Raw genomic sequence first — 24,351 nt, forward strand, 5'->3', positions numbered from 1 at the left:
GGTCATTTGTCCGGTGCGTCAGCTTCACCCTGACGGTCCCGCCCTCCCTTTGTCGGTAAATACGACATCGATAAATGCGACATCGATACCTATGTCGTACAGCGTGTACGCCTGTTCGACGACCCGGGGTGAGCTGATGATCGGACGCAGAAAGCAGGTGGCCCTGGCCCTGACCGCCGTCCTCGCGGCCGCGGCCGCCTGTCAGAACCAGGAGCGCCAGGAGTCCGCCGGGCAGGGCCGCCCGGCCCCCGCGGCGGACCGCGGCTTCACCCTGGTCGCCTCCGGGGACGTGCTGCCGCACACCTCCGTCATCGACCGTGCCGCCTACGACGCCGAAGGCGACGGCTACGACTTCCGGCCCATGCTCTCCGGTGTCGAACCCGTCGTCTCCCGCGCCGATCTGGCGCTGTGCCACATGGAGACCGTCTACGGCGCCGACGGCGACTACTCCGGCTACCCGGTCTTCAAGTCCCCGCCGCAGATCGCCCAGGCCCTCGCCGCCACCGGCTACGACGGCTGCTCCACCGCCTCCAACCACTCCCTGGACGACGGCGCCGCCGGCATCGAGCGCACCCTCGACGCCCTGGACGCGGCGGGTCTGAAGCACGCCGGCACCGCTCGCACCGAGACCGAGGCCGGCTCGGTCACCGTCTACCGGGCGGGCCCGGCCAAGGTCGCCCATCTGGCGTACACCTTCGACACCAACGGCAACCCGCAGCCCCCCGGCGAGCCCTGGGCGGTCCGGCTGATCGACCCGGAGCGGATGATCGCCGACGCCCGTGCCGCCCGGCGGGCCGGCGCCGACGTGGTCGTCCTCTCCGTGCACTGGGGCACCGAGTGGCAGGACGACCCCGACCGTCAGCAGCTCGCCCTCGCCCGGCGGCTCACCGCCGCCACCACCGGCGGCCGCCCGGACGTCGACCTGATCCTCGGCACCCACGCCCACATCCCGCAGGCCTACGAGAAGGTCAACGGCACCTGGGTGGTCTACGGCATGGGCGACCAGATCGCCGGCGAGATGTACAACGACCGGGGCGTCCAGGACCCGCGCGGCAACGAGTCCACCCTCGCCCGCTTCACCTTCGCCCCGCCCGCGCGCCCCGGCGGCCGCTGGCGGGTCGCCAAGGCCGAGTTCGTGCCGCAGCTGTACGACCTCGACGCCGGCCGGGTCGTGAACCTCAACCGGGCCATCGCCGACGGCGCCGACCTGGAGGGGGTGCGCGACCGCATCCGGGACGTGGTGCTCAGCCGGGGGGCCGCCAAGGACGGCCTGGTCATGGGGGAGTGAGCGGTGCCGGTGCCGGTGTTGCTCAGGCCGCCGGGGGCCGGGTGGCTAGTACCGACCGCCGGTACGAGTAGGTGAAGTAGATCGCGCACCCGATCACGAACCACACCGCGAACCGCACCCACGTCTGCCACTGGAGGAACGTGATCAGCCAGATCGAGAAGACGACCCCCAGCGCCGGCACGACCGGCATCCACGGCGTGCGGAAGGTGCGCGGCAGCTCCGGCTGCCGGTAGCGCAGCACGATCACGGCCGCGCACACCACGACGAACGCCAGCAGGATGCCGATGTTGGTCAGTTCGGCCGCCTCGGCGATCGGGACGAACCCGGCGATGGCCGCCGACGCCACCCCGACGATCCAGGTCACCCGGGTCGGCACATGCCGGGTGGGGTGCGTCTTGGCGAACCAGCGGGGGAGCAGTCCGTCCCGGGACATGGAGAACCAGACACGAGTAACCCCCAACATGAACGTGAACATGACAGTGAGGATGCCGATGATCGCGCCCACCGCGATCACGTCCGCCAGCCGGTCCAGCCCCACCGACTTGAACGCCGTGGAGAAGCCGCTCTTCTTGTCGATGTCCTTGTAGTTCTGCATGCCGGTCAGCACCAGGCAGGCCGCCACGTACAGCACCATCGAGATCGCCAGCGAGTAGATGATCGCCTTGGGCATGTGCCGCTGGGCGTCCTTCGACTCCTCGGCCGCCGTCGACATCGCGTCGTAGCCGAACACCGCGAAGAACACCGTCGCCGCACCGGTGAAGGCACCGCTGATGCCGTACGGGAAGAACGGGTGGTAGTTCGCGGTGTCGATGTGGAACACGCCCACCCCGATCACCAGGAGCACCACCAGGACCTTCAGCACCACCACCACCGTCTCGAAGCGGGCCGCGCTGCGGATGCCCAGGTTCAGCAGCCAGGCGATCAGCAGGCACAGCGCGGCCGCGAACAGATCGACCCGGTGCCCGCTCCCGGTCCCCGGCGCGCCCAGCATCCACTGCGGCAGGTTCGCGCCCATCTCCTGGACCAGGAAGCCGAAGTAGCCGGAGATGCCGATCGCCACCACCGCCACGATCGCGGTGTACTCCAGCAGCAGGTCCCAGCCGATGAACCAGCCCGCGAACTCGCCGAGCACCGCGTAGCCGTAGGTGTACGCCGACCCCGCCTTCGGGATCAGCCCCGCGAACTCGGCGTACGACAGCGCGGCGCAGGCGCTCGCCAGGCCGGCGATGAGGAAGGACACCACCACCGCGGGGCCGGCGATGCCGTTGGCGACCGTGCCGGCCAGCGTGAAGATGCCCGCTCCGATGATGCCGCCGACGCCGATCGCGGTCAGCTGCAACAGCCCGAGCGACCGCTCCAGCCGGGGGCCCTCGGCGACCTCGGTCTCCTCGATGTGCTCGATGGGTTTGCGGCGGAGAATCCCCTCACCCGCGCGGAGCCGGTCCATGCGCCTCACCTCTTCCCCGACGGCAAACGGCTGACGGCGGATCATGATGGCCCACCCGGCACCCCTACGGAAGACGCCACGCACATCACACCCGGACCACCTCCGGCCCTATTGCCGGGCGGCCCGGGAAAGCCCGCCCCGCACGTCACCGCCCCCCGCTCCCAGCCCCCGCGCCTGTGCGCGCTGCCGCGGACGCGCTGCAGCGGCGCCCTACGGCCCGCCCGCCACTCGGCACACCCAGGCGGTGCCCCCGGCATCGGCATCACCGGCTCAGGGAATCGGCCTCACCGCCCCCGGCCGCGCCCCTCGCCGCTCACCGGCCCCCGGCTCCAGCCCTCGTTCCTGCGCCCGCAGACGCGCTGCCGCGCTGCCGTAGCGCCCTACGGCAGTCCGGCACTCGGCATGCCCGAGCGCTGCCCCGGCACCGGTTCCACCGGCTCACCGGAATCGGCATCACCGCCCCCGGCCCCGCACCCCGCCGCTCACCGCCCCCCGGCTCCCAGCCTCCGCGCCCGTTGCTGCGGTCGCGCTGCCGCGTGGCCCTACGGCCCAACGGGCACTCGGCATGCCCGAGCGCTGCCCCGGCATCGGTACCACCGGCTCGCCGGAATCGGCCTCAGCGCCCCCTGGCCCCGCGCCTCGCCGCTTAGCGCCCCCCGGCTCCCAGCCTCCGCGCCCGCTGCTGCGGTCGCGCTGCCGCGTGGCCCTACGGCCCAACGGGCACTCGGCACGCCCGAGCGCTGCCCCGGCACCGGTACCACCGGCTCACCGGAATCGGCATCACCGCCCCCGGCCCCGCACCCCGCCGCTCACCGCCTCCCCGGCTCCCAGCCTCCGCGCCCGCTGCTGCGGTCGCGCTGCCGCGTGGCCCTACGGCCCAACGGGGACTCGGCAGGCCCGAGCGCTGCCCCGGCACCGGTTCCACCGGCTCGCCGGAATCGGCATCACCGCCCCCGGCCCCCTGCCGCTCACCGTCCCCGCACCCCGCTGCGCGGCACGCTGCCCGTGCCTACGGCACCACCGTCACCGGCCAGCGGCCGGCCTTGACCAGCCGCACTGCCACCGAGCCGATGATCCGGTGTCCCGCCTGTTCCGAGGTGCCCACCACCACCGCGTCCGCCTTCAGGTCCTCGGCCGCCTTCACCAGGCCGGTGTAGGGGTCGCCGCGGAAGGTGTGGAACTCCCAGCGCACCTCGAACATCCCCTTGGCCCGCTCGGCCGCCGCCCGGATCTGGGCGACCAGGTCCTCGGCGATCTCCTCGGCCGGGTCCACCACCGGCACCCCGAGCGCCGTCCCGGCGGCCAGTACCGGCTGCACGTACACCACCGCCAGCAGCGCGTGCTGGCGCCGGGCGAGCCCGCTCGCGTAGGCGGCCGCCCGCATCGAGGAGTCGGAGCCGTCCACCCCGACCAGAATCACCTTCGGACCGTCCGTGCCCCGCTCGAACCGATGCTGTTCCGTCACGGCCCGAGGCTATCGGAACCCCCTGTTCCCCCCGCCCGCCGGGCCCGCTCGACGGGCGAGCGGCCCGGCCCCTTCCTACAGTCGGAACCATGACTGCCACCGCGGAGCACCCCGCACGGCGGGACGGCGCGGCCCCGATACGCCCGGCCGCCGGCGGCCGCCTCGGCTGGGTGCCGGAGGCCTTCGGGACCCTCTTCGCCGCGCTGGGCCTGCTGTGCGCCGTACTCGCGATCGTCGAGCCGCTGCGCCGGCTGCTCCGCCCCGTCGTCCACGCCCTCGACCTGCTGCTGGTCCCGATCAGCGCGAACCTCGCCTACGCCGTCTTCCTGTTCCTGCTGGCCGCGGCCACCGCGGCCCGCAAGAAGGTCGCCTGGTGGCTGGTCGTCGTCTACCTCGGCCTGCTCGTCCTCAGCGATGCCCTGGGCCTGGCCCTCGGGCTGTACGCGCAGTCACTGCCGTCCCTCGTGCTGTGCGCCCTGCTGCTGCTCCTGCTGGTGGTGGCCCGCGGTGAGTTCTACGCCGCCTCCCGCCGCGGCGCGGTGTGGCGGGCGCTCACCGTGCTGCTGGGCGGACTCGTCGTGGCGATCCTGCTGGGCTGGGGCCTGGTCCTGCTGTTCCCCGGCACGCTCCCGGCCGACCAGCACCTGGCCTGGGCGGCCGACCGGGTGTGCGGCGGACTCGTCTCGGCAAGCTCCTTCGACGGGCGGCCGCCGCGCCAGGTCACCTTCGTCCTCGGCCTGCTCGGCGCGCTCGCCCTGCTCAACGCCGCCGCCACCCTGTTCCGCTCCCAGCGCCTGGAAGCCGCCCTGCACGACGACGAGGAGGCCCGCATCCGCGCCCTGCTCGGGGCCTACGGCGCACGCGACTCCCTCGGCTACTTCGCCACCCGCCGGGACAAGGCCGTCGTCTTCTCGCCCAGCGGCAAGGCCGCCGTCACCTACCGTGTCGAGGCCGGTGTCTGCCTCGCCAGCGGCGACCCCGTCGGCGACACGGAGGCCTGGCCGCACGCCATCGCCGCCTGGCTGGACGTGGCCCGCCGCTACGCCTGGGCGCCCGCCGTGATGGGCGCCTCCGAGGACGGCGCCCGCGCCTACGCCCGCGCCGGGCTCGGCGCCCTGCAACTGGGCGACGAGGCGATCGTGCACGTCGCCGCCTTCGACCTGGACGGCCGCGAGATGCGGGTCACCCGGCAGGCCGTGCACCGGGTCCGCCGTACCGGCGCCACCACCCGGATCCGCCGCCACGCCACCCTCACCGAACGCGAGATGGAGGAGATCGTCGACAAGGCGGACGCCTGGCGCGACACCGAGACCGAACGCGGCTTCTCCATGGCCCTGGACCGGCTCGGCGACCCCGCCGACGGCGACTGCCTGCTCGTCGAGGCCCTCGGCGAGGACGGCCGGCTCCTCGCCCTGCTCTCCTTCGTGCCCTGGGGCCGCGACGGCATCTCCCTGGACCTGATGCGCCGTGACCGGTCCGCGCCCAACGGGGTGATGGAGTTCATGGTCGCCGAACTGTGCGCGGCCGCCCCCAAACTGGGCGTACGCCGGATCTCGCTGAACTTCGCCGTCTTCCGGTCCGTCTTCGAGGAGGGCGCCCGCATCGGCGCCGGACCGGTCCTCAGGCTCTGGCGCCGCCTGCTGCTGTTCTTCTCCCGCTGGTGGCAACTGGAGGCCCTGTACCGCTCCAACGCCAAGTACCACCCCGAGTGGTACCCCCGGTTCCTCTGCTACGGCGACACCGGTGCCCTCGCCCGCATCGGCCTCGCCTCCGGGATCGCCGAGGGCTTCGTCTCCGTACCGTCCCTGCGCAAGCTCTGGGGAAAGGGGCACCCGAAGAAGACCGGACAGCGGCCCGCCACCACCCACGGGCTGCCGTCCCTGACGGCGCTCGGCCTCGACGGAGGGGACCAGGCCGGGCCCGCAGCCCCGGACGCGGGCCTGCCCGACCAGGTCCGCGTCCGGCACCGCACCCTGGACCGGCTGCGCGCCACCGGCACCGACCCCTACCCCGTCGGCGTCCCCGCCCCCACCCACGCCCTGGCCGGCCTGCCCCCGGACACGGACGTCACCGTGGCCGGACGCGTCATGCTGGTGCGTGACTTCGGCGGCATCGTCTTCGCCGTGCTGCGCGACTGGTCCGGCGACCACCAGATCGCCCTCACCCGCGACACGACCGGCGCCACCGCCCTCGACCGGTTCACCGCCGACACCGACATCGGCGACCACATCACCGCGAGCGGCCGCACCCGCCCGAGCGACCGGGGCGAACCCACCGTCTTCGTCACCTCCTGGCAGCTCACCGGCAAGTGCCTGCACCCGCTGCCGGACAAGCGCCGGGGCCTGGCCGACCCCGAGACCAAGGTCCGCCGCCGTCATCTCGACCTGATCACCAGCCCGGACGCCCGCGCCGTGCTCCGCGCCCGTTCCGCCGCCGTACAGGCGCTGCGTCAGACCCTCCTCGACCGCGGCTACCTGGAGGTCGAGACACCGATGCTCCAGCAGGTGCACGGCGGCGCCAACGCCCGGCCCTTCACCACCCACAGCAACGCCTACGACCTCGGCCTCTATCTGCGCATCGCCCCCGAGCTGTATCTGAAACGGCTGTGCGTCGGCGGCCTGGAGAAGGTCTTCGAACTGGGCCGCACGTTCCGCAACGAGGGCGTCTCCTACAAGCACAACCCCGAGTTCACGATGCTCGAGGCCTACCAGGCGTACGCCGACTACGACGTCATGCTCGACCTCACCCGGGAGCTGGTCCAGGCCGCCGCCACCGCCGCCTTCGGCTCCCCGGTGGCCCACAAGGACGGCCAGGAGTACGACATCTCCGGCGCCTGGCAGGTCAAGACCGTGTACGGCGCCCTGTCCGAGACGCTGGGCGAGGAGATCGGCCCCGGCACCGAACTGCTGAGGCTGCACCGACTGTGCGACCGCACCGGAGTGCCGTACACCGCGGACGACACCCCCGGCGACGTCGTGCTGGAGATGTACGAGCGGCTCATCGAACAGCACACCCGGCTGCCCACCTTCTACAAGGACTTCCCGACCGACGTCTCCCCGCTCACCCGGCAGCACCGCACCGACCCGCGGCTCGCCGAACGCTGGGACCTGGTCGCCTTCGGCACCGAACTCGGCACCGCCTACTCGGAGCTGACCGACCCCGTCGAACAGCGCCGCCGTCTCACCGAGCAGTCCCTGCTGGCCGCGGGCGGCGACCCCGAGGCGATGGAGCTGGACGAGGACTTCCTCCAGGCCCTGGAGTACGCGATGCCGCCGACGGGCGGCCTCGGCATCGGCGTCGACCGGCTCGTCATGTTCCTGACGGGGCTGACGATCCGGGAGACCCTGCCGTTCCCGTTGGTGCGCCGCCGCTGACCCCCGGGTCCCCGGCGGGCTCCGGGAGGTACCGCCGGGACAGCGTCAGCAGCGCGATCACGGCGGCGGTCAGCGCCAGGGCCACCCCGAGGACGAAGCCGTCCCGGACCGCGCCGAGGAAGTACCTCTTGTAGTCCTTGAACGCGACCGTCCCGCCCGAGGGCATCTTCTGCTGCGCCGCGGTGAAGATCCCGTCGAACAGCGACACGCCCAGACCGGCGCCCAGCTGCCGGGACGCGTTGAGCCCCTGCGGCAGCGCACCGCTGCCGGACCGCGCGAACGCCGCCGGCAGGGCCAGCACCCCGCAGCCGAAGCCGACCAGCAGCAGCGGCAGCAGCACATCGCCGGCCCCGAACGAGTCCTCCAGCGTCAGCAGCAGAAACCCGGCGGCCGCCACACCGCACGCCCCGGCCACCGTCGGCCCGATCCCGGCCGCCCCGGCCAGCCGGGGCAGCACCAGACAGCCCAGCACCAGACCGGCGACGGTCGACAGCATCGTCCAGCCGACCTGCATCGGCGACAGCCCGCCGATCTCCTGGAGGGCGAGCGTGAGCGCGAACATGAAACCGGCCAGCCCGGACGCCAGCAGCACCACCACCGTGTACGCGCCGAACGCGGCCCGCTCCCGGCCCAGCCGGGCGAGCAGCTCGGGCATCTGCTCGCGCCGGCCGAACCAGCCCAGCGCGGACGGCACCAGCGCACCGGCCACCGCGACGGCGATGACCGTGGTCGCGGACGTGCTGTGGTTCCCCAGCCAGTCCGTGAACCACGCCAGGAAACCCAGCGGTACGACGGCCAGCGCCGCCCGGCCCACCCGTCCGGCGGCATCCGGCACGGGCTCGGACTCGCCGAGCGTGAACGGGGTCAGCAGCAGGAGCAGCAGTCCGGCCGCGGCCTGCACCCAGAACACCGTCTCCGGGGGCCGGGTGAGGTCCAGCAGCATCAGCGTCGGCAGCAGCACGGCCGGCCCGGCACAGGCGACCACCGCGAAGTGCACGTTCAGCGCCCGGTCCCGGCCCGGCCCCTCGGCATGCGTGGCGTCGATCAGGGCCAGCGCACCGGCCGTGATGACCGCCGCCGCGATCCCCTGCACCGCCCGCGAGGCCAGCAGCAGCGTGGCGTCCGCCGTCACCGCCGGCACCACCGCGGCCGCGCTGGACAGCGCCAGCCCGCCCATCAGCACCCGCCGCTGCCCGAACGCCCGGCCGAGCGCCGTCGCGAGCACCGGCAGCGCGGCGAAGCACACGCTGTACACGGTCAGCAGCCAGACCAGTCCGGTGAAGTCCAGCCCCGACCGGTACATGATCCGGGGCAGCCCCATCGTGAACACCGTGGTGTCGAAGACGACCAGCACCTGGGCCGCGCCCAGCAGCACCACCGCCGGACCGCTGCGCCGCGGCCCGTCCGCTCCCCCCTGCACCAACTTCCCTCGCCCCCCTGCCCGTTGCCAGCCGTGCCGGCAGTCTCCGGAAATTCCGCGGACTGAATGACTATCAGAAGCCCCCCACCGGGTTCCACACCGCCGCGGAACTGCTCCGACCGGGTGCTTTCCCCCCGCCGCACCGGTGCCGTTGTGGTGGCCCGGAGGTTCGCGGGGCGACTGATGAGTCATGCAGAAGGATCAGTTGTTCACACGACGCCGGATGCTCCTCGCCGGTGCGGCCGCCCTGGGAGCCGCGGGAACCGCCGGAGCCGTCCTCGCGGCCGGCGGCGAGGAGACCGCCCCCGCCTCCGCTCCCGCCCCCGTCGCCGGACCACAGGCCCGCCAGGTCCTCAAGTCCTCCGCCTTCCGGCTCCAGCCGCTCACCGGCTACGGCCCGCCGCCCACCGCACCCCGCAGGCTCAAGGTGCGCAACGAGCCCATCCTGCGCATCTCCGGGCGCGGCCGGCACATGATGCTGACCTTCGACGACGGTCCCCACCCGGACTACACCCCGCACATCCTGGACACCCTCGCCCGGTACGACGTCCGCGCCATGTTCTTCCTGTGCGGCGAGTGCGTCGTCGACAACAAGGAGCTGGTGGCCCGGATGGCCGACGAGGGCCATGTCGTGGGCAACCACACCTGGACCCACCCGCTGCTGACCACCCTCAACCGCCGCGAGATCCGCTCCGAGATGGAGAGCACCAGCGACATCATCGAGGACGCCTACGGCGAACGCCCGCAGTGGTTCCGCGCCCCCTACGGCGCCTGGAACCGCGCCGCCTTCCAGCTGGGCGCCGAGATGGGCATGGAACCGATGGCCTGGACCGTCGACACCACCGACTGGATGACCCCGGGCACGAGCACGATCGTCGACCGGGTGGAGAGCGGCGCCGCCCCCGGTGTCGTGGTGCTCTCCCACGACGCCGGGGGCGACCGCTCGCAGAGTGTCCGCGCGATCCGCGAGTACCTGCCCTATCTGCTCGACAACGGCTATCACCTCACCGTGCCGCGCAGACGCGTATGACCTGCTGACCCTCCCCGGTCTTCGCCCGCCCGCTCAGACGACCGAGACCAGGCGGGCGAAGACCACGACATTCCCGTCGTAGCCGTTCTGCTTCGAAAAGCCGCCACCACAGGTGATGACCCGGAGTTCCGGGTCGCCCTTCGAGCCGTACACCCGGTCCCCGGGGAAATGGCTCTTCTCGAAGACCTCGATTCCATAGACCTCGAACACCGCGGTCTTTCCGTCATGGCGCAGAATCTCGACCCGGTTTCCCTTCTTCAGCGCCCCGAGTCCGTAGAACACCGCCGGCCCCTGCTTGTTGTCGACATGGCCGACCACGACGGCGGTGCCCTTCTCGCCGGGGGAGACCGCGCCGGTGAACCAGCCGGCCAGATTGGGGTCCTCCGGCGGCGGAGCGCCGACCCAGCCGTCCGGGTCCAGGCCGACCGGCATCACCGGGGCGTCCACCCGGATCGCCGGGATCCGCACCCGGTCCACCGCGGAGAACGGCAGCGGGGCGGGCGCGCCACCGAGCAGGTCCGCGGTGCCGCGGCTGTCCGGAGCCGCGGCCGAGGCCGGCTGCGGCGGGCCGACATCGAACTCCCCCGAACCATTCCGAATGAGCGCCAGACCGGTCAGCAGAACAAGCGCTATCACGCCCCACGGGGCGCGCTTCCTCCGCCGCTCCTCCTCTTCGGCAAGCTCGGACAGCTCGGTCGCAGACATTCGCCATCCCCTCTCGACGCGGCATGCGCCCCGTCGTCGCGCATGGGAAAACGCTAAGTCCCGCGCGCGCGACGGGCGACGGGTCGACCGGCGAACGGGTGGCCCGGAGTATCTCCGGTGCGCCATCCGAGTTGCCGTTCGCAGGAAATTTCTGACGGTCCGTGACCTGCGAGAATATCCGATTGTGTGCTTTCCGCACGGTGTGGCGTATCACCAGGACGGACCATTCTCGACATGCGGGCGTGTTCCGCGCGCCCGAGGGTCTTCCCGGGAGGTGCTTTCTCGCCGATCGACCGGGTACGGGACCCGGCCGGCCTCCCGCGGAGGATCACATGCGAAACCAACGTGCCCTGGCGGCCGCGGTCGCCGCGGCCGCCGTGCTCGGGCTCGCCGCCCCTGTGGCCGTCGCGGACGGCATGGGCAACGGGGGCGGCCCGTCCAACAACAACACCAACATCGGGCCCGACACCGGCAGCAGCTTCAGCGGCACCTTCAACGGCCACTTCAACGGCACCGGCCCCTTCCGCGACCCGGGACGGGGGGACGACTTCGGGGGCCGCGGCCGGGGCGACGACTTCGGCGGGCGGGGCCGCGGGGACGACTTCGGGGGGCGGGGCGACAACAACCGGGGCGACAACAACCGGGGCGACGGCAATCGCGGCGACGGCAACCGGGGTGACGGCAACCGGGGTGACAACAACCGCGGCGACGGCGACCGGGACGACAACTGGGGCGACCGGAACGACAACTGGGGCGGCGGACGGGACGACGGCGGCCCGCGGAACATCGCGGCCACCCCCAGCGTGATCGCCGCCGGAGGCCGGCTCACGGTCACCGTGGGCGGCTGCCGCGGCGGCAGCATCTTCTCCCGCGCCTTCGGCACCGCCCCGCTGTCGCCGTTCCGCGACGACACGGCGCGGGCGATCGCCACCATCGACCGGGACGCCCGCCCCGGCCGGTACGACCTGACGGTCCGCTGCGACGGCCGGAGCCTGACCCGCCCGGCGGCCTTCACCGTCATCGGCGGGGTGCACGGCGGTGTCGGCGGCGGTACGACCACCGGCGCCACCCCGGCCGACATGGCCATCGGCGGCGGTCTGGTGGGCACGGCGCTGATCGGCGGGGCGTTCTTCTGGCTGCGCCGCCGCGGCGAGCGAGGCCTCTGAGCCGTCCGTCCGGTGCGGCCGCGGTCCGCCCACCCGCAGCCGGTGCGGCCGGTCAGCCGCCGTGCCCCGTGGACCGGCGGTGGGTGAAGTGGTAGGCCGCGGCCGCCGAGCCGGTGATCAGGGCCGCGCCCAGGGCGATCCGCCCCGGGTCGAACCCGCCGATGCTGCCGCCGGTGCCGGCCCGCACCCCGCGCTGCACCGGATCGACCGGGTCGACCGGCTCGCTCCGCCCGGGCCGCTGGTAGCCGTCGTCGCGGCCGCCGCCGATGGTGAGGTCCGTGCTGCCCCGCGTCCCGTCACACTCGAACGTGACCGAGTACGCGGTCGCCGGCCGGGCGCCCCGGTCGACCACGGCGGTCGCCGAGGAGCGCCCCGGCGGAATCCGCACGGTGTCGAAGATCCCGGAGGACACCGTGGCGGTGCCCCGGCAGCCACTGCCGTCCCGGTCGAACCGCAGGCTCACCGTCTCGCCCGCGGCCACCGTGGTCGGTGTGATCCGGAAGCCGAACGGTGTGACATCGTGGTCGTCACCGGCCATGACCGCCGGCGCGCACACGGCGAGGGCGCCGAGGCCCAGCAGTGCGGCCGACGCGAGGCGTATCGCGCGCATGGTGTTTCCTCCGGTCCCCGAGGAGCAGCCGCGGACCTTCTTCCGCCAGGCGCGAGATGTGCACCTCGATGAGCGGAACGCTAGAAACATCCGTACACCCGCGCGATCGCAGTAACGCGAACGGGGGACGGGTGTCCGCCGTCAGGGTGAAAACACTGCTGCGGCCGGGGGACTACCCGGTGACGGACGGGAACAGATTGAGGAACGGTTCCGCGGTCACCGCGATGCCCCGGCTGAACGGCGCGTCGAAGTCCCAGATGAGGAACAGCATGAAGGCGATGGTCGCGGAGAACAGCCCGGCCAGCACCAGCTCCCGCTTGGTGCGCCGGATCTGGAGTGCGAACACCATGCCGACGGTGATCACCGCGCCGGTGAGCAGCCCCCACCACACCACCGGCGGCATGGTCGCCCCGGTGGAGTCGGCGCGGGCGTTGCGCGCCTGGTCGGCGGCGGTCATCTGGTCCAGCAGCGGCTGGTAGGCCTGCGCCTCGAAGTCGTTCTTCGGCTGGTAGTCGGTGACGTCCTGGCGGACCTTCTGGAGCAGTTCGGAGCCGCGGCCGGTGACCTGCTCCTCGCGTGACATCGCCGGCCACTCGGTGCGCACCACATAGCCGACATAGGCGTCGACGTCGGCCCGGACGCGGTCGCGGACGTCCGGCGGGTAGACCCGGACCCGCTCCGAGATCTCGTGCAGCGCCTGGGCCTCGCTCTGCACATAGTCCTGGGCGGAGTTGCGGGCCTCCCACACCCCCGCGATGGCCAGGCCCAGGACGATCGCGTACACGACCCCGATCCACATGGTCATGTACTCGATGACGTCCGGGGTCTCGCTGGGGTCCTCGTCCTCGGGGGCGCGCTTGTGCCGTAGGACGGTCACGACGACCACCACGGCACAGGCGGCCAGCATCGCGAGGACGAGAACAAGCCAATCCGACAACGGATACCTCCGGGGGTGGGGCGGGCCGGCGGGTCAGCGCGGCCGCAGGGCCGCGACGGCGACGATCGCCGGGACGGTGATGAGCAGGACGTAGGTGACCGGCGTGGTGTGGCCGGGTGCGGAGTGGGCGACCGGGTGCGGGTGGTACGCCGGGTAGCTCACCGGGGTCACCGAGGGCCGCGGGGTGGGCCTGGGCTTCGGCTTCGGCGGGGGCGGTGGCTTCGGTGCGGGGGGCGGGGTGGGTGTGGGCGTGGGGGTGGGGGTCGGCCGGGGTGCGGGCGGCGCCGGGGCGGGTGGCTTCGGCCGGGGCCTGGGTGTCGGCTTCGGCTTCGGCGGGGGCGGTGGCTTCGGCGTGGGGGTCGGTGTGGGGGTGGGGGTCGGCGTGGGCGGGCATGGGGGCGGGGTGGGCGCGGGGCAGGGCGGGGGAGTCGGCCAGTGCCGGCCGCCGGCCCAGGCCACCGCCACGGTGCCGTCCGGTCCCGTCGAGGCGTACGCACACGCGTCGGCCGACGCGCTGCCGACCGGGCAGCCCACCAGGGTCCAGGTCAGTGTCAAGAGGGTCAACACCCGTGTGGCGGGCGCGCATCGGGTCGTTTCGGGTCCAGGCACGACGAAGATCATGGGGCGCGGAGCACCGTCGCACGCCGGAGCGCGCCCAGATTGATCCGAAAGAGGGACAACGGGCGCCCTGAGGTTTGACCGGCGTCCCAGGTTCCGGCAAGAAATTCCGTCTCCCGTTGAACGCTCCGGCCCCCGCGCCGCGTACCCATGTCCGTGCGGCGGCGCGGCAAGGCGCTGCAACATCCAGGCGATGATGTGGAGTTGACGATGAAGACCTCCTGGCGGACCGCCTCACTGGGGGCCGCGGCCGCGGCGGTGCTGGCGCTGACGACGGCGTGCGGTCAGGACAACGCCTCCGCTCCCGCGTCCTCCGCCCAGAACGTGGGCGCCACGGCCGCGGCGGGCGACTACGGCAGCGCGGGCACCGGCACCGGCACGGGCAACGGCTACGGCGCCGACGGCAACCAGAGTTCCGGCTCGGCCGCCCCCGGCGCCCCGGCGGGCAAGCTGACCGCGGCCACCAACGCCGAGCTGGGCAAGGTGGTGACCGACGGCGCCGGCATGACCCTGTACCGCTTCGACGAGGACACCGCCAACCCGCCCAAGTCCAACTGCTCCGGGGACTGCGCCACCACCTGGCCCCCGGTGCCCGCCGACGACGCCACCGCCGGTGCCGGCATCGACAAGGCGCTGCTCGGCGAGGTCACCCGCGCCGACGGCAGCAAGCAGCTCACCATCGCCGGCTGGCCCGCCTACCGTTACGCCAAGGACGCCAAGGCCGGTGATGTGAAGGGCCAGGGCGTGGGCGGCAAGTGGTTCGCCCTCGCACCCGACGGCAAGAAGGCATCCCTGTCCGAGCTGCCCGGTCTGTCCGTCCGCAAGGACGCCAAGCTCGGTGACATCGTCGTCGACAGGAACGGCATGACGGTCTACCGCTTCCTGAAGGACCAGGCCTGGCCGAAGCCCGTCTCCCACTGCACCGGCGCCTGCCTGGAGAAGTGGCCGGCCGTCGGCGTCGTGAGCGCCGACGACACCAAGGGCGTCAAGAAGAAGGGCCTGATGGGCTTCACCCGTCCCGACGGAGTGAAGCAGATGACCGTCAACTGCTGGCCCGTCTACACCTTCTCCGGGGACAAGACCCCCGGCGACATCAACGGTCAGGGCGTGGGCGGCACCTGGTACGCCGTCTCGCCCGACGGCAAGCCGGTCGGCGCGCCGGGCAAGTAGATCACCTCCCCGGGTCGATCACCCGCCCGCCCGGCACCCGGCCGAAGGTCCGCCCCCTCCGCACCGCACGGAGGGGGCGGACCGCTGCGTTCCGGAACCTTCACGCAACGGGGTCGTCCGGGCACTTGCCGCAGGCAGTGACCGGGAACGGACGGTCAATTTCCGGTTCAGGTCGCTCCTTTCGCGGGCGATCAGTAGCCTCTGCTCGAACACCGGATCGCCTACGACTGTTGTCCACGCCTTGGAGAGATACATGGAGCGTCCCGCCTGGGCCCCACGGAGCATCGACATCTCGGTGCCGAGCGTCTCGCGGATCTACGACTACTACCTGGGCGGTTCGCACAACTTCGAGGTCGACCGGGAAGCGGCCCGCAGGGCGCTGGAGTTCATGCCGGGCCTGCCCAAGATCATGCAGGCCAACCGGGCGTTCATGCGCCGGGCGGTGCGGTTCGCGGCCGCCGAGGGCATCACCCAGTTCCTCGACATCGGCTCCGGCATCCCCACCTTCGGCAATGTCCACGAGGTGGCGCAGGCGGCCGTACCCGGAGCCCATGTCGTGTACGTGGACCACGACCCGGTGGCCGTCGAGCACAGCCGGGCCGTGCTCGCGGGCAACCCCGACGCGGACGTGGTCGCCGCCGATCTGCTGGGCCCCAAGGAGATCCTCGACAGCCCCGAGGTACAGCGGCTGATCGACCTGAACCGACCAGTGGCCCTGCTGCTCGTTGCCATACTGCACTTCGTGGAAGACGCGGACGACCCCTACGCTGCGGTCGCCGAGCTGCGCGACGCGCTCGCCCCCGGCAGCCTGCTGGTGCTCACCCATGCCTCGTACGAGGGAATCCCGGTGCCGGCTGATCGGGCCGAGGGCGCGGTGGACGTATACAAGGACATTCGCAACCCGCTGATCATGCGCTCGCGCGAGGAGATCGCGCGGTTCTTCGAGGGGTACGACATGGTGGAACCCGGACTGGTGCCGATGCCGCACTGGCGCCCGGATTCGGCGCCGGAGGACGAGGATCCGTATGCCTTCTCCGGGTTCGCCGGCGTGGGGCGTTCGGCGTGAGCGCGGAACCGGACGGGCCGGAGGACAGACTGCGCCGGCTGACGACGATCTGGAGCCGGGCGCTCTACCCGGTGACCTCGACGTCACTCACACGCGTGGAATTCGAGGAGCAACTGCTCCCGCTCGCCCGCCGGCTGAGCGAGCTGCTGCTGGCCCGCAGCTTCGACGCGGACGGGGCCAAGGCGGTCGGCGCCGCCCTGGTCGAGGCGCACTGCACCGACCCCGAGACGCTGAACCGCACCCTGGACTGCGTCGACGCGTACCTGGTGCTCTACTGCGGCGAGGACGGCCCGCAGGAGGAACTGCGCATGCGCTCCTCGCGGTTGCAGCACGCGATGGCCGCCGGCTACGCCCAGGCGCTGCGCCGCCGCACCCTCGCCGAGCAGGAGGCCATCGCCCAGGCCGCGTTGCAGGCGCAGGGCGTGGTGGCCCAGGCGCTGCACGCCAGCGAGGCCCGCTTCCGCGCGGTCTTCGAGGGCGCCGCGATAGGGATCGGCATCGCCGACCTCGACGGCAACGTCCTCCAGGTCAACGAGGCGCTGCTGCGCATGTTCGGGCTCACCGACCAGTCGCTGCGCGGCCGCCGGGTGCAGGACTGGACGCACCCCGAGGACGCCCCGCAGACCTGGAAGCTCTACGACGAACTGGTCAACGGCGAACGCGAGCATTACCACCTGGAGAAGGCGTTCAACCGCCAGGACGGCACGGTCCTGTGGACCAACCTGACGGTCTCCCTGCTGCGCGACGCCGACGGCAGGCCGCAGTACCAGCTCGCCCTCATGGAGGACACCACCGAGCGGCGGCTGCTCAACCTCCGGCTGCGCTACGAGGCCACCCACGACGCCCTGACCGGACTGCCCAACCGCACCCTGTTCTTCGAGCGTCTGGAGAAGGTCCTCAACGCGGGCGAGGGCCAGCGCTTCGGCCTGTGCTATCTCGACCTGGACGGCTTCAAGACCATCAACGACAGCCTCGGCCACGCGGCCGGCGACCGGCTGCTGGTGGAGGTCGCCGACCGGCTCCAGTCCTGCGCGACCGCGCCCGGCGAGATGGTCGCCCGGCTCGGCGGCGACGAGTTCGTCGCCCTGACCACCGGCCCCGGCACCGAGCGCTCGGTGGACGAACTGGCCGAGCGGATCATGAACGCGCTGGTCACCCCCATCAGCATCGACGGCCGGGACCTGCTGGTGCGCGGCAGCCTCGGCATCGTCGAGGGCCCGGCGGGCGAGCGCACGGCGGCGGAGGTCCTGCGCAGCGCGGACATCACCATGTACCGGGCGAAGTCCGCGGGCGGCAACCGCTTCGAGCTGGCCGACCCCGAGGCCGACGCCCGCGCCATCACCCGGCACGGCCTCACCACCGCCCTGCCGACGGCGCTGGAGCGCGGCGAGTTCTTCATCGAGTACCAGCCGCTCGTCCACCTCGGCGACGGCAGCGTGCGCGGCGCCGAGGCCCTGGTGCGCTGGCTGCATCCGCAGCACGGCGTCCTCGGCCCGGACCGGTTCATCCCGCTCGCCGAGCACACCGGCCTGATCGTGCCGCTGGGCCGCTGGGTCCTCCAGGAGTCGGTCCGCCAGGCCCGCGAGTGGCGCGAACGCTACGGCGAGCAGACCAGCGCCGGACCGCTGCGCATCAACGTCAATCTCTCGCCCTGCCAGCTCAGCCATCCCGGTCTCGTCCAGGACACGGTGGACATCCTCGAACGCGCGGGGGTCACCCCGGACGCCCTGTGTCTGGAGGTCACCGAGTCGGCCCTGATCGGCGCCGACGACGACCTGCTCAAACCGCTGCGCCGGCTGGCCGAGATGGGCGTGGACATCGCCCTGGACGACTTCGGCACCGGCTACTCGAACCTCGCCAACCTGCGCCGGCTGCCGGTGAGCATCCTGAAACTGGACCGCTCCTTCACCCAGGGCATGCAGCAGTTCCCGGCCGACCCCGTCGACCTCAAGATCGTCGAGGGGATCGTCTCGCTGGCCCACAGCCTCGATCTCGCCGTCACCGTCGAGGGAGTGGAAACCGGCGCGCAGGCCGAGCAGTTGCGGATACTGGGCTGCGACACGGCCCAGGGCTGGTACTACGCTCGCCCCGGCCCACCGGAGCGCCTGCACCAGCTGGCACTGGTGGACGCGACGGGCTGACATGGGGCGAGTGGGGGGAAGAGCGTGCCTCAGGGGCTGTTGGACGGGCGCTACCGGCTGACGGAGCGGATCGGCGCGGGCGGCATGGGCGAGGTGTGGCGGGCGCACGACGGGCATCTGCACCGCGAGGTGGCGGTCAAGCTGCTCACCGTGCTCACCGCCGAGCGGGACCCGAGCCTCGCCGCCCGGTTCGTACGGGAGGCCCGGGCCGCCGCCCGGCTGTCCAGCCCGCACATCGTCACCGTCCACGAGCTGGGCATGGCCCGCCGGGACCCGGGTGAGGAGGTGCCGTACCTGGTCATGGAGCTGGTGCGGGGCCGCTCGCTGGCCGGGGTGATCAGCGAGGGGCTGCCCTCGACGGCCGACACGCTGCGCTGGGCCGGCCAGATGTGCCGGGCGCTGGGCACCGCCCATGCCGCCGGGGTGGTGCACCGGGACATGAAGCCGGGCAATGTGCTCGTCACCGGCGACGAGGGCGAGGACCCCGCGGACCGCCAGGTGAAGGTGCTGGACTTCGGCATCGCCCGCCTGCTGGAGGGGCCCGGTGCGACGACCACGCTCACCGTCACCGGCCAGATCGTGGGCACGCCCGCCTACATGTCGCCGGAGCAGGCCCGCGGGGACGTCCCGGTGGACGCCCGCACCGACCTGTACTCGCTCGGCTGCATCCTCTACGAACTCGTCACCGGACGGCCCCCTTTCCAGGCCGGTGCCTGGCACTCGCTGCTGCTCAAGCACATCGAGGAGCCGCCCCAGCCGCCCGGCCGGCTGCGGCCCGGACTGCCGGCCGCCCTGGAACAGCTGATCCTCGACCTGCTGGCCAAGGACCCCGCCGCCCGCCCCGCGACCGCGGCGGAGGTCCGCACCCGTCTGACGGCACTCACCGCACCCCCGCGAGGGCGCAGCGCGCAGCCGGCCGGCGCCCAGGCCGATGTGCGCGCCCGCGCCGTCGCCGCGTCCCCGGACCCCACGGCCACGGCGACGGCCGCCGGCACCCTGGAGGGCCCTACCCCGTACGACACCCCGCCCGCGCCCACGATCCCCGCCCCGCTGCCCCGGCCACCGCGCACCCCACCCGTTCCCGCCCAGGCGCCGCGCACCCCGCCCGTGACCGTTGCGCCGGCCGCGCCCCCCTCCGTCGCCGTGCCCCTGGCCGTCGGCTCGGTCGCGCTGGTGCTGTGCCTGCTGCTGGTGCCCTGGTACACGGCGATCCCCGTCGGCATCGGCCTCGGCCTCGCCAACCGCTTCCTCCAGGTCCGCGTGAACGCCCACCTGTACCAGGGCAGGCACCGCTAGGGCCGGTCAGCGTTCCAGGAGCATGCGCTGGAGTTCCTGGGCCGCCCGGGGCGGGGCCACATCGCTGCGGTGGGCCAGCGCGATGGTCCGGTGCAGTCCCGGGCGGGCGAGCGGTGTCACCCGCAGGCCCTGCCCGGACCGCGTGGCGACCATCCGCGGTACGACCGCCACGCCGAGCCCCGCCCGGGCGAAGCCCAGCACCGCGTCCATCTCGCCGCCCTCCACCGCGAACTCCGGCTCGAACCCGGCGGAGCGGCACGCGGCCACGGTGAGTTCGCGCAGGTCGTAGCCGTGCCGGAACATCACCAGGCGCTCGGTCTCCAGATCGGCGATGCTCACCGCCCGTCTGCCGCGGCCGGGCGCCGGCACCTCGGGGGAGGACACCACCACCAGCTCCTCGCGCAGCAGCTCCACCGTCGACAGCGCGGGTGCGGGGGTCGGCAGCGGCAGGACGACCAGGGCGAGATCGAGCGCGCCGCGCGCCAGCTCCCGTACCAGGTCGTGCGAGCCGCCCTCCTCGATCAGCAGCCGGATGCCCGGGTAGCGGTCGTGGAAGGCCCGCAGCACGTCCGGCAGCAGGCCGGTGCAGAGGCTGGGCGTCGCCCCGAGCCGCACCCGGCCGCGCCGCAGCTGCACCAGCTCCTGCACCTCGTGCCGGGCCGTGTCCGCGTCGGCCAGAATGCGGCGGGCGAGCGGCAGCAGCGCCTCTCCCGCGTCGGTGAGCGTGATGTTGCCCCGGGCCCGCAGGAACAGATCCGCGCCCAGCTCCCGCTCCAGCGCCCTGATCTGTTGGGAGAGTGACGGCTGGGCGACATGGGTCAGTTCGGCGGCACGGGTGAAGTGCCGGGTCTCGGCCACGGCGACGAAGTACTGGAGCTGCTGGAGCTGCATGCAGCCACGATAGCCTCTCCCTATGGAAACAAGCTGGTGCATCTCTTGGACTGATAAGGCCGTTCGGCCCTAGCGTGCTGTTCCATGGCTCTGGCAACGCGGACGGACCGACGGCCGTCCATGGCGCGCACACTGTGGGACTCCTCCGTCGGCAAGAAGACGGTGATGGCCGTCAGCGGCCTGATCATGCTGCTCTACCTGGTCGCGCACATGATCGGGAACCTGAAGATCTACTTCGGGGCGGGCGAGTTCAACCACTACGCCCACTGGCTGCGCACCATCGGCGAACCCTTCATGCACTACGAGTGGACGCTCTGGCTCATCCGGATCGTCCTGGTCGTCGCCGTGGTGGCCCACGCCACGTCCGCGTACCAGCTCAGCCGCCGTGACATCAAGGCACGGCCCAGCAAGTACGTGCACGCACGGCCCCGGGCGAGCTACGCGACCCGCACCATGCGCTGGGGCGGGGTCATCCTCGGCCTGTTCGTCGTCTGGCACATCCTGGACCTCACCACCGGCACCGTGCACTCCGGCGGCTTCCAGGAGGGCCACCCGTACCAGAACGTCGTGGACACCTTCTCCACCTGGTACGGCAACGTCATCTACATCGTCGCGATGCTCGCGCTCGGACTGCACATCCGGCACGGCTTCTGGAGCGCCGCCCAGACCCTCGGCGTCGGCAGCCGCGCCCGGGACCGCGCCCTGAAGATCGTCGCGAACGTCCTCGCGTTGCTGCTCACGGCCGGCTTCATCGCCGTACCGGTGGGCGTCATGACCGGAGTGGTGAGCTGACATGACCGAATACGTGAACTACACGACGGGCGAGCCGGTCACCGACACCAAGGCCCCGTCCGGCCCGATCCACGAGCGCTGGGACAAGCGCCGCTTCGAGGCCAAGCTCGTCAACCCGGCCAACCGGCGCAAGCACACGATCATCGTCGTCGGCACCGGACTCGCCGGCGGCTCCGCGGGCGCGACCCTCGCCGAACAGGGCTACCACGTCGTCCAGTTCTGCTACCAGGACTCCCCGCGCCGCGCCCACTCCATCGCCGCCCAGGGCGGCATCAACGCGGCGAAGAACTACCGCAACGACGGCGACTCGATCCACCGGCTGTTCTACGACACCGTCAAGGGCGGCGACTTCCGCGCCCGCGAGTCCAACGTCCACCGGCTCGCACAGATCTCCGTCGAGATCATCGACCAGTGCGTGGCGCAGGGCGTGCCCTTCGCCCGGGAGTACGGCGGTCTGCTCGACACCCGCTCCTTCGGCGGTGTCCAGGTCTCCCGCACCTTCTACGCCCGCGGCCAGACGGGCCAGCAGCTGCTCCTCGGCGCCTACCAGGCGCTGTCCCGGCAGATCGCGGCCGGCAACGTGGAGCTGCACGCGCGCACCGAGATGCTGGACCTGATCGTCGTGGACGGGCGGGCGCGCGGCATCGTGGCCCGGGACCTGATCACCGGGAAGATCGACACGTACTTCGCGGACGCCGTGGTGCTGGCCAGCGGCGGCTACGGCAACGTGTTCTACCTGTCGACGAACGCCATGAACTCCAACGCGACCGCCATCTGGCGGGCGCACCGGCGCGGCGCCTACTTCGCCAACCCCTGCTTCACCCAGATCCACCCGACCTGCATCCCGCGCACCGGCGACCACCAGTCCAAGCTGACCCTGATGAGCGAGTCGCTGCGCAACGACGGCCGTATCTGGGTGCCCAAGGCCGAGGGCGACAACCGGCCGCCGAACGAGATCCCCGAGGACGAGCGCGACTACTACCTGGAGCGCATCTACCCGTCCTTCGGCAACCTCGTGCCGCGTGACATCGCCTCCCGCGCCGCGAAGAACGTCTGCGACGAGGGACGCGGGGTCGGCCCCGGCGGGCAGGGTGTCTACCTGGACTTCGCCGACGCCATCAAGCGCATGGGCCGCAAGGCCGTCGAGGCCAAGTACGGCAACCTCTTCGACATGTACCAGCGGATCACCGACGAGGATCCGTACCGGGTGCCGATGCGGATCTACCCGGCCGTGCACTACACGATGGGCGGGCTGTGGGTCGACTACGACCTCCAGACCACCGTCCCGGGCCTGTTCGCGATCGGCGAGGCCAACTTCTCCGACCACGGCGCCAACCGGCTCGGCGCCTCGGCGCTGATGCAGGGCCTCGCCGACGGCTACTTCGTGCTGCCCGCCACCATCAACGACTACCTGGCCCGCAACCCGCACCAGGAGGCCGTGACCGACGACCACCCCGCCGTGCGGGAGGTGCTCACCGAGACCGAGGACCGCATCCAGCGGCTGCTCGCGGTGGACGGCGACCGCACCCCCGACTCCTTCCACCGCGAGATCGGTGAACTCATGTGGGAGTTCTGCGGCATGGCGCGCACCGACGCCGGGCTGCGCAAGGCGCTCCAGCGGATCCCGCAGATCCGCGAGGAGTTCTGGCAGCGCATCAAGGTCCCCGGCACCGGCGAGGAGTTCAACCAGTCGCTGGAGAAGGCCAACCGGATCGTCGACTACCTCGAACTCGCCGAGCTGATGTGCCTCGACGCGCTGCACCGCAGCGAGTCCTGCGGCGGCCACTTCCGCGAGGAGTCCCAGACCCCGGACGGCGAGGCGGCCCGCAAGGACGACGAGTTCGGCTACGCGGCGGCCTGGGAGTTCACCGACACGGGTGCCGCCCCCGTCCTGCACAAGGAAGACCTGGTCTTCGAGTACGTCCACCCCACCCAGCGGAGCTACGCATGAAGCTCACCCTGCGCGTCTGGCGGCAGAAGAACGCCGACGCCGAAGGAGCGATGTCCACTTACGAGGTGGACGGCATCTCGTCCGACATGTCCTTCCTGGAGATGCTGGACCTCCTCAACGAACAGCTCATCCTGTCCGGCGAGGACCCGGTCGCCTTCGACCACGACTGCCGCGAGGGCATCTGCGGCGCCTGTTCGCTGGTGATCAACGGTGACGCGCACGGCCCCGAGCGCACCACCACCTGCCAGCTGCACATGCGGTCCTTCAAGGACGGCGACACGATCGACATCGAGCCGTGGCGGGCCGCCGCGTTCCCGGTGATCAAGGACCTGGTGGTCGACCGGTCGGCGTTCGACCGGATCATCCAGGCCGGCGGCTACATCACCGCACCGACCGGCTCCGCGCCCGAGGCGCATGCCACGCCGGTGCCCAAGGCCGACGCCGACTTCGCGTTCGAGCACGCGGAGTGCATCGGGTGCGGGGCCTGCGTGGCCGCGTGCCCGAACGGCGCGGCGATGCTGTTCACCTCCGCGAAGATCAACCACCTGAACGTGCTGCCGCAGGGGGCGCCCGAGCGGGAGACGCGGGTGCTGGACATGGTGTCGCAGATGGACGCCGAGGGCTTCGGCGGGTGCACGCTGGCCGGTGAGTGCGCGACCGCGTGCCCCAAGGGCATCCCGCTGGTCTCCATCACCAGCATGAACAAGGAGTGGCTGCGGGCCACCCGGAAGGTCGGCAAGCGGTAGCGCGGGACGCTTGCAGTCGACGTTCGCCGGGGAAGGTGAACGGGCGGGACCGGGAGAGGTGCTCCTCCCGGTCCCGTCTGGTTTTCCGGGACCCGTCGCATCCCGGCGTTCAGCATTCCCACATCCACTCTCCCGGTCGCGGTCACACACCGGCCAACCGGCGTCGGAAGAACAGAGACAGCGGGCCGTGCGCCACCGGCCCGCCGCCCCTGTCGCCGTACCGGCCCACGACCAGGAG

The 24,351-nt window shown here is 72.2% G+C and carries 19 protein-coding genes; 11 read left to right on the forward strand and 8 right to left on the reverse strand.

What is annotated here, in order from left to right; translation table 11 throughout:
• Positions 1-136: 136 nt before the first annotated feature.
• Complete coding sequence (locus ACZ5CZ_RS08345) at positions 137-1,288, forward strand: CapA family protein (RefSeq protein WP_468940411.1); 1,152 nt, start codon at positions 137-139, stop codon at positions 1,286-1,288.
• Between the two features lie 22 nt (positions 1,289-1,310).
• On the opposite strand, the gene ACZ5CZ_RS08350 is transcribed toward ACZ5CZ_RS08345, so the two are convergent.
• On the reverse strand, positions 1,311-2,735 hold the full coding sequence (locus ACZ5CZ_RS08350) for an amino acid permease (RefSeq protein ID WP_468940413.1): 1,425 nt from the start codon (positions 2,733-2,735) through the stop codon (positions 1,311-1,313).
• Between the two features lie 1,009 nt (positions 2,736-3,744).
• A complete protein-coding gene (locus ACZ5CZ_RS08355) occupies positions 3,745-4,200 on the reverse strand; it encodes a universal stress protein (protein ID WP_385846092.1) in 456 nt (151 codons plus the stop codon).
• Positions 4,201-4,289: 89 nt separating this feature from the next.
• Here ACZ5CZ_RS08355 and lysX point away from each other — a divergent pair, with 89 nt between their 5' ends.
• Positions 4,290-7,574 carry a bifunctional lysylphosphatidylglycerol synthetase/lysine--tRNA ligase LysX gene (gene lysX, locus ACZ5CZ_RS08360; RefSeq protein WP_468940415.1) on the forward strand — a complete coding sequence of 1,095 codons (3,285 nt, stop codon included), beginning with the start codon at positions 4,290-4,292 and terminating at the stop codon, positions 7,572-7,574.
• Here lysX and ACZ5CZ_RS08365 read toward each other — a convergent pair.
• Positions 7,510-8,994 carry an MFS transporter gene (locus tag ACZ5CZ_RS08365; protein ID WP_468940418.1) on the reverse strand — a complete coding sequence of 495 codons (1,485 nt, stop codon included), beginning with the start codon at positions 8,992-8,994 and terminating at the stop codon, positions 7,510-7,512. The two genes, lysX and ACZ5CZ_RS08365, sit on opposite strands and share 65 nt — an antisense overlap.
• Positions 8,995-9,184: 190 nt before the next feature.
• On the opposite strand from ACZ5CZ_RS08365, the gene ACZ5CZ_RS08370 reads away from it, so the two are divergent.
• Complete coding sequence (locus tag ACZ5CZ_RS08370) at positions 9,185-10,024, forward strand: polysaccharide deacetylase family protein (RefSeq protein WP_468940421.1); 840 nt, start codon at positions 9,185-9,187, stop codon at positions 10,022-10,024.
• Between the two features lie 33 nt (positions 10,025-10,057).
• Here the strand turns inward: ACZ5CZ_RS08370 and ACZ5CZ_RS08375 are convergent, their stop codons facing one another.
• Positions 10,058-10,729, reverse strand: a complete 672-nt coding sequence (locus tag ACZ5CZ_RS08375; protein ID WP_387055431.1) for a class F sortase — start codon at positions 10,727-10,729, stop codon at positions 10,058-10,060.
• 332 nt (positions 10,730-11,061) lie between these two features.
• On the opposite strand from ACZ5CZ_RS08375, the gene ACZ5CZ_RS08380 reads away from it, so the two are divergent.
• On the forward strand, positions 11,062-11,895 hold the full coding sequence (locus tag ACZ5CZ_RS08380) for a hypothetical protein (protein ID WP_468940424.1): 834 nt from the start codon (positions 11,062-11,064) through the stop codon (positions 11,893-11,895).
• Positions 11,896-11,947: 52 nt separating this feature from the next.
• On the opposite strand, the gene ACZ5CZ_RS08385 is transcribed toward ACZ5CZ_RS08380, so the two are convergent.
• From ACZ5CZ_RS08385 to ACZ5CZ_RS08395, 3 genes are all read right to left on the reverse strand, one after another.
• The gene (locus ACZ5CZ_RS08385; protein WP_468940427.1) at positions 11,948-12,505 is read right to left on the reverse strand and encodes a hypothetical protein; all 558 of its coding nucleotides are present in this window, start codon (positions 12,503-12,505) and stop codon (positions 11,948-11,950) included.
• A 172-nt stretch (positions 12,506-12,677) separates the two neighbouring features.
• Positions 12,678-13,442 carry a bestrophin-like domain gene (locus ACZ5CZ_RS08390; RefSeq protein ID WP_385846085.1) on the reverse strand — a complete coding sequence of 255 codons (765 nt, stop codon included), beginning with the start codon at positions 13,440-13,442 and terminating at the stop codon, positions 12,678-12,680.
• A 33-nt stretch (positions 13,443-13,475) separates the two neighbouring features.
• Entirely contained in the window at positions 13,476-13,604 is a 129-nt protein-coding gene (locus ACZ5CZ_RS08395; RefSeq protein ID WP_385846083.1) for a hypothetical protein, read from the reverse strand.
• Positions 13,605-14,270: 666 nt separating this feature from the next.
• On the opposite strand from ACZ5CZ_RS08395, the gene ACZ5CZ_RS08400 reads away from it, so the two are divergent.
• From ACZ5CZ_RS08400 to ACZ5CZ_RS08415, 4 genes are all read left to right on the forward strand, one after another.
• On the forward strand, positions 14,271-15,230 hold the full coding sequence (locus tag ACZ5CZ_RS08400) for an SCO0930 family lipoprotein (RefSeq protein WP_385846137.1): 960 nt from the start codon (positions 14,271-14,273) through the stop codon (positions 15,228-15,230).
• A 253-nt stretch (positions 15,231-15,483) separates the two neighbouring features.
• Positions 15,484-16,296 (forward strand): SAM-dependent methyltransferase, encoded by an 813-nt coding sequence (locus ACZ5CZ_RS08405; RefSeq protein ID WP_385846082.1) that lies wholly within the window; start codon positions 15,484-15,486, stop codon positions 16,294-16,296.
• Positions 16,293-18,437 carry a putative bifunctional diguanylate cyclase/phosphodiesterase gene (locus ACZ5CZ_RS08410; RefSeq protein ID WP_385846081.1) on the forward strand — a complete coding sequence of 715 codons (2,145 nt, stop codon included), beginning with the start codon at positions 16,293-16,295 and terminating at the stop codon, positions 18,435-18,437. The genes ACZ5CZ_RS08405 and ACZ5CZ_RS08410 overlap by 4 nt, the downstream gene beginning before the upstream one ends.
• 24 nt (positions 18,438-18,461) lie before the next feature.
• A complete protein-coding gene (locus tag ACZ5CZ_RS08415) occupies positions 18,462-19,733 on the forward strand; it encodes a protein kinase domain-containing protein (protein WP_468940432.1) in 1,272 nt (423 codons plus the stop codon).
• A gap of 6 nt (positions 19,734-19,739) precedes the next feature.
• Here the strand turns inward: ACZ5CZ_RS08415 and ACZ5CZ_RS08420 are convergent, their stop codons facing one another.
• Positions 19,740-20,624: a LysR family transcriptional regulator gene (locus tag ACZ5CZ_RS08420; RefSeq protein WP_385846079.1), complete on the reverse strand. Its 885-nt coding sequence runs from the start codon at positions 20,622-20,624 to the stop codon at positions 19,740-19,742.
• A 120-nt stretch (positions 20,625-20,744) separates the two neighbouring features.
• Between ACZ5CZ_RS08420 and ACZ5CZ_RS08425 the strand changes: the two genes are divergently transcribed.
• From ACZ5CZ_RS08425 to ACZ5CZ_RS08435, 3 genes are read left to right on the forward strand one after another with little or no spacing between them, the layout of a single operon-like run.
• A complete protein-coding gene (locus ACZ5CZ_RS08425) occupies positions 20,745-21,416 on the forward strand; it encodes a succinate dehydrogenase (protein ID WP_450784236.1) in 672 nt (223 codons plus the stop codon).
• A gap of 1 nt (position 21,417) precedes the next feature.
• A complete protein-coding gene (locus tag ACZ5CZ_RS08430) occupies positions 21,418-23,367 on the forward strand; it encodes a fumarate reductase/succinate dehydrogenase flavoprotein subunit (RefSeq protein WP_385846077.1) in 1,950 nt (649 codons plus the stop codon).
• The gene (locus ACZ5CZ_RS08435; protein WP_385846075.1) at positions 23,364-24,113 is read left to right on the forward strand and encodes a succinate dehydrogenase/fumarate reductase iron-sulfur subunit; all 750 of its coding nucleotides are present in this window, start codon (positions 23,364-23,366) and stop codon (positions 24,111-24,113) included. The genes ACZ5CZ_RS08430 and ACZ5CZ_RS08435 overlap by 4 nt, the downstream gene beginning before the upstream one ends.
• Positions 24,114-24,351 lie beyond the last annotated feature (238 nt).

The organism is Streptomyces sp. NPDC031418 (assembly GCF_055581605.1).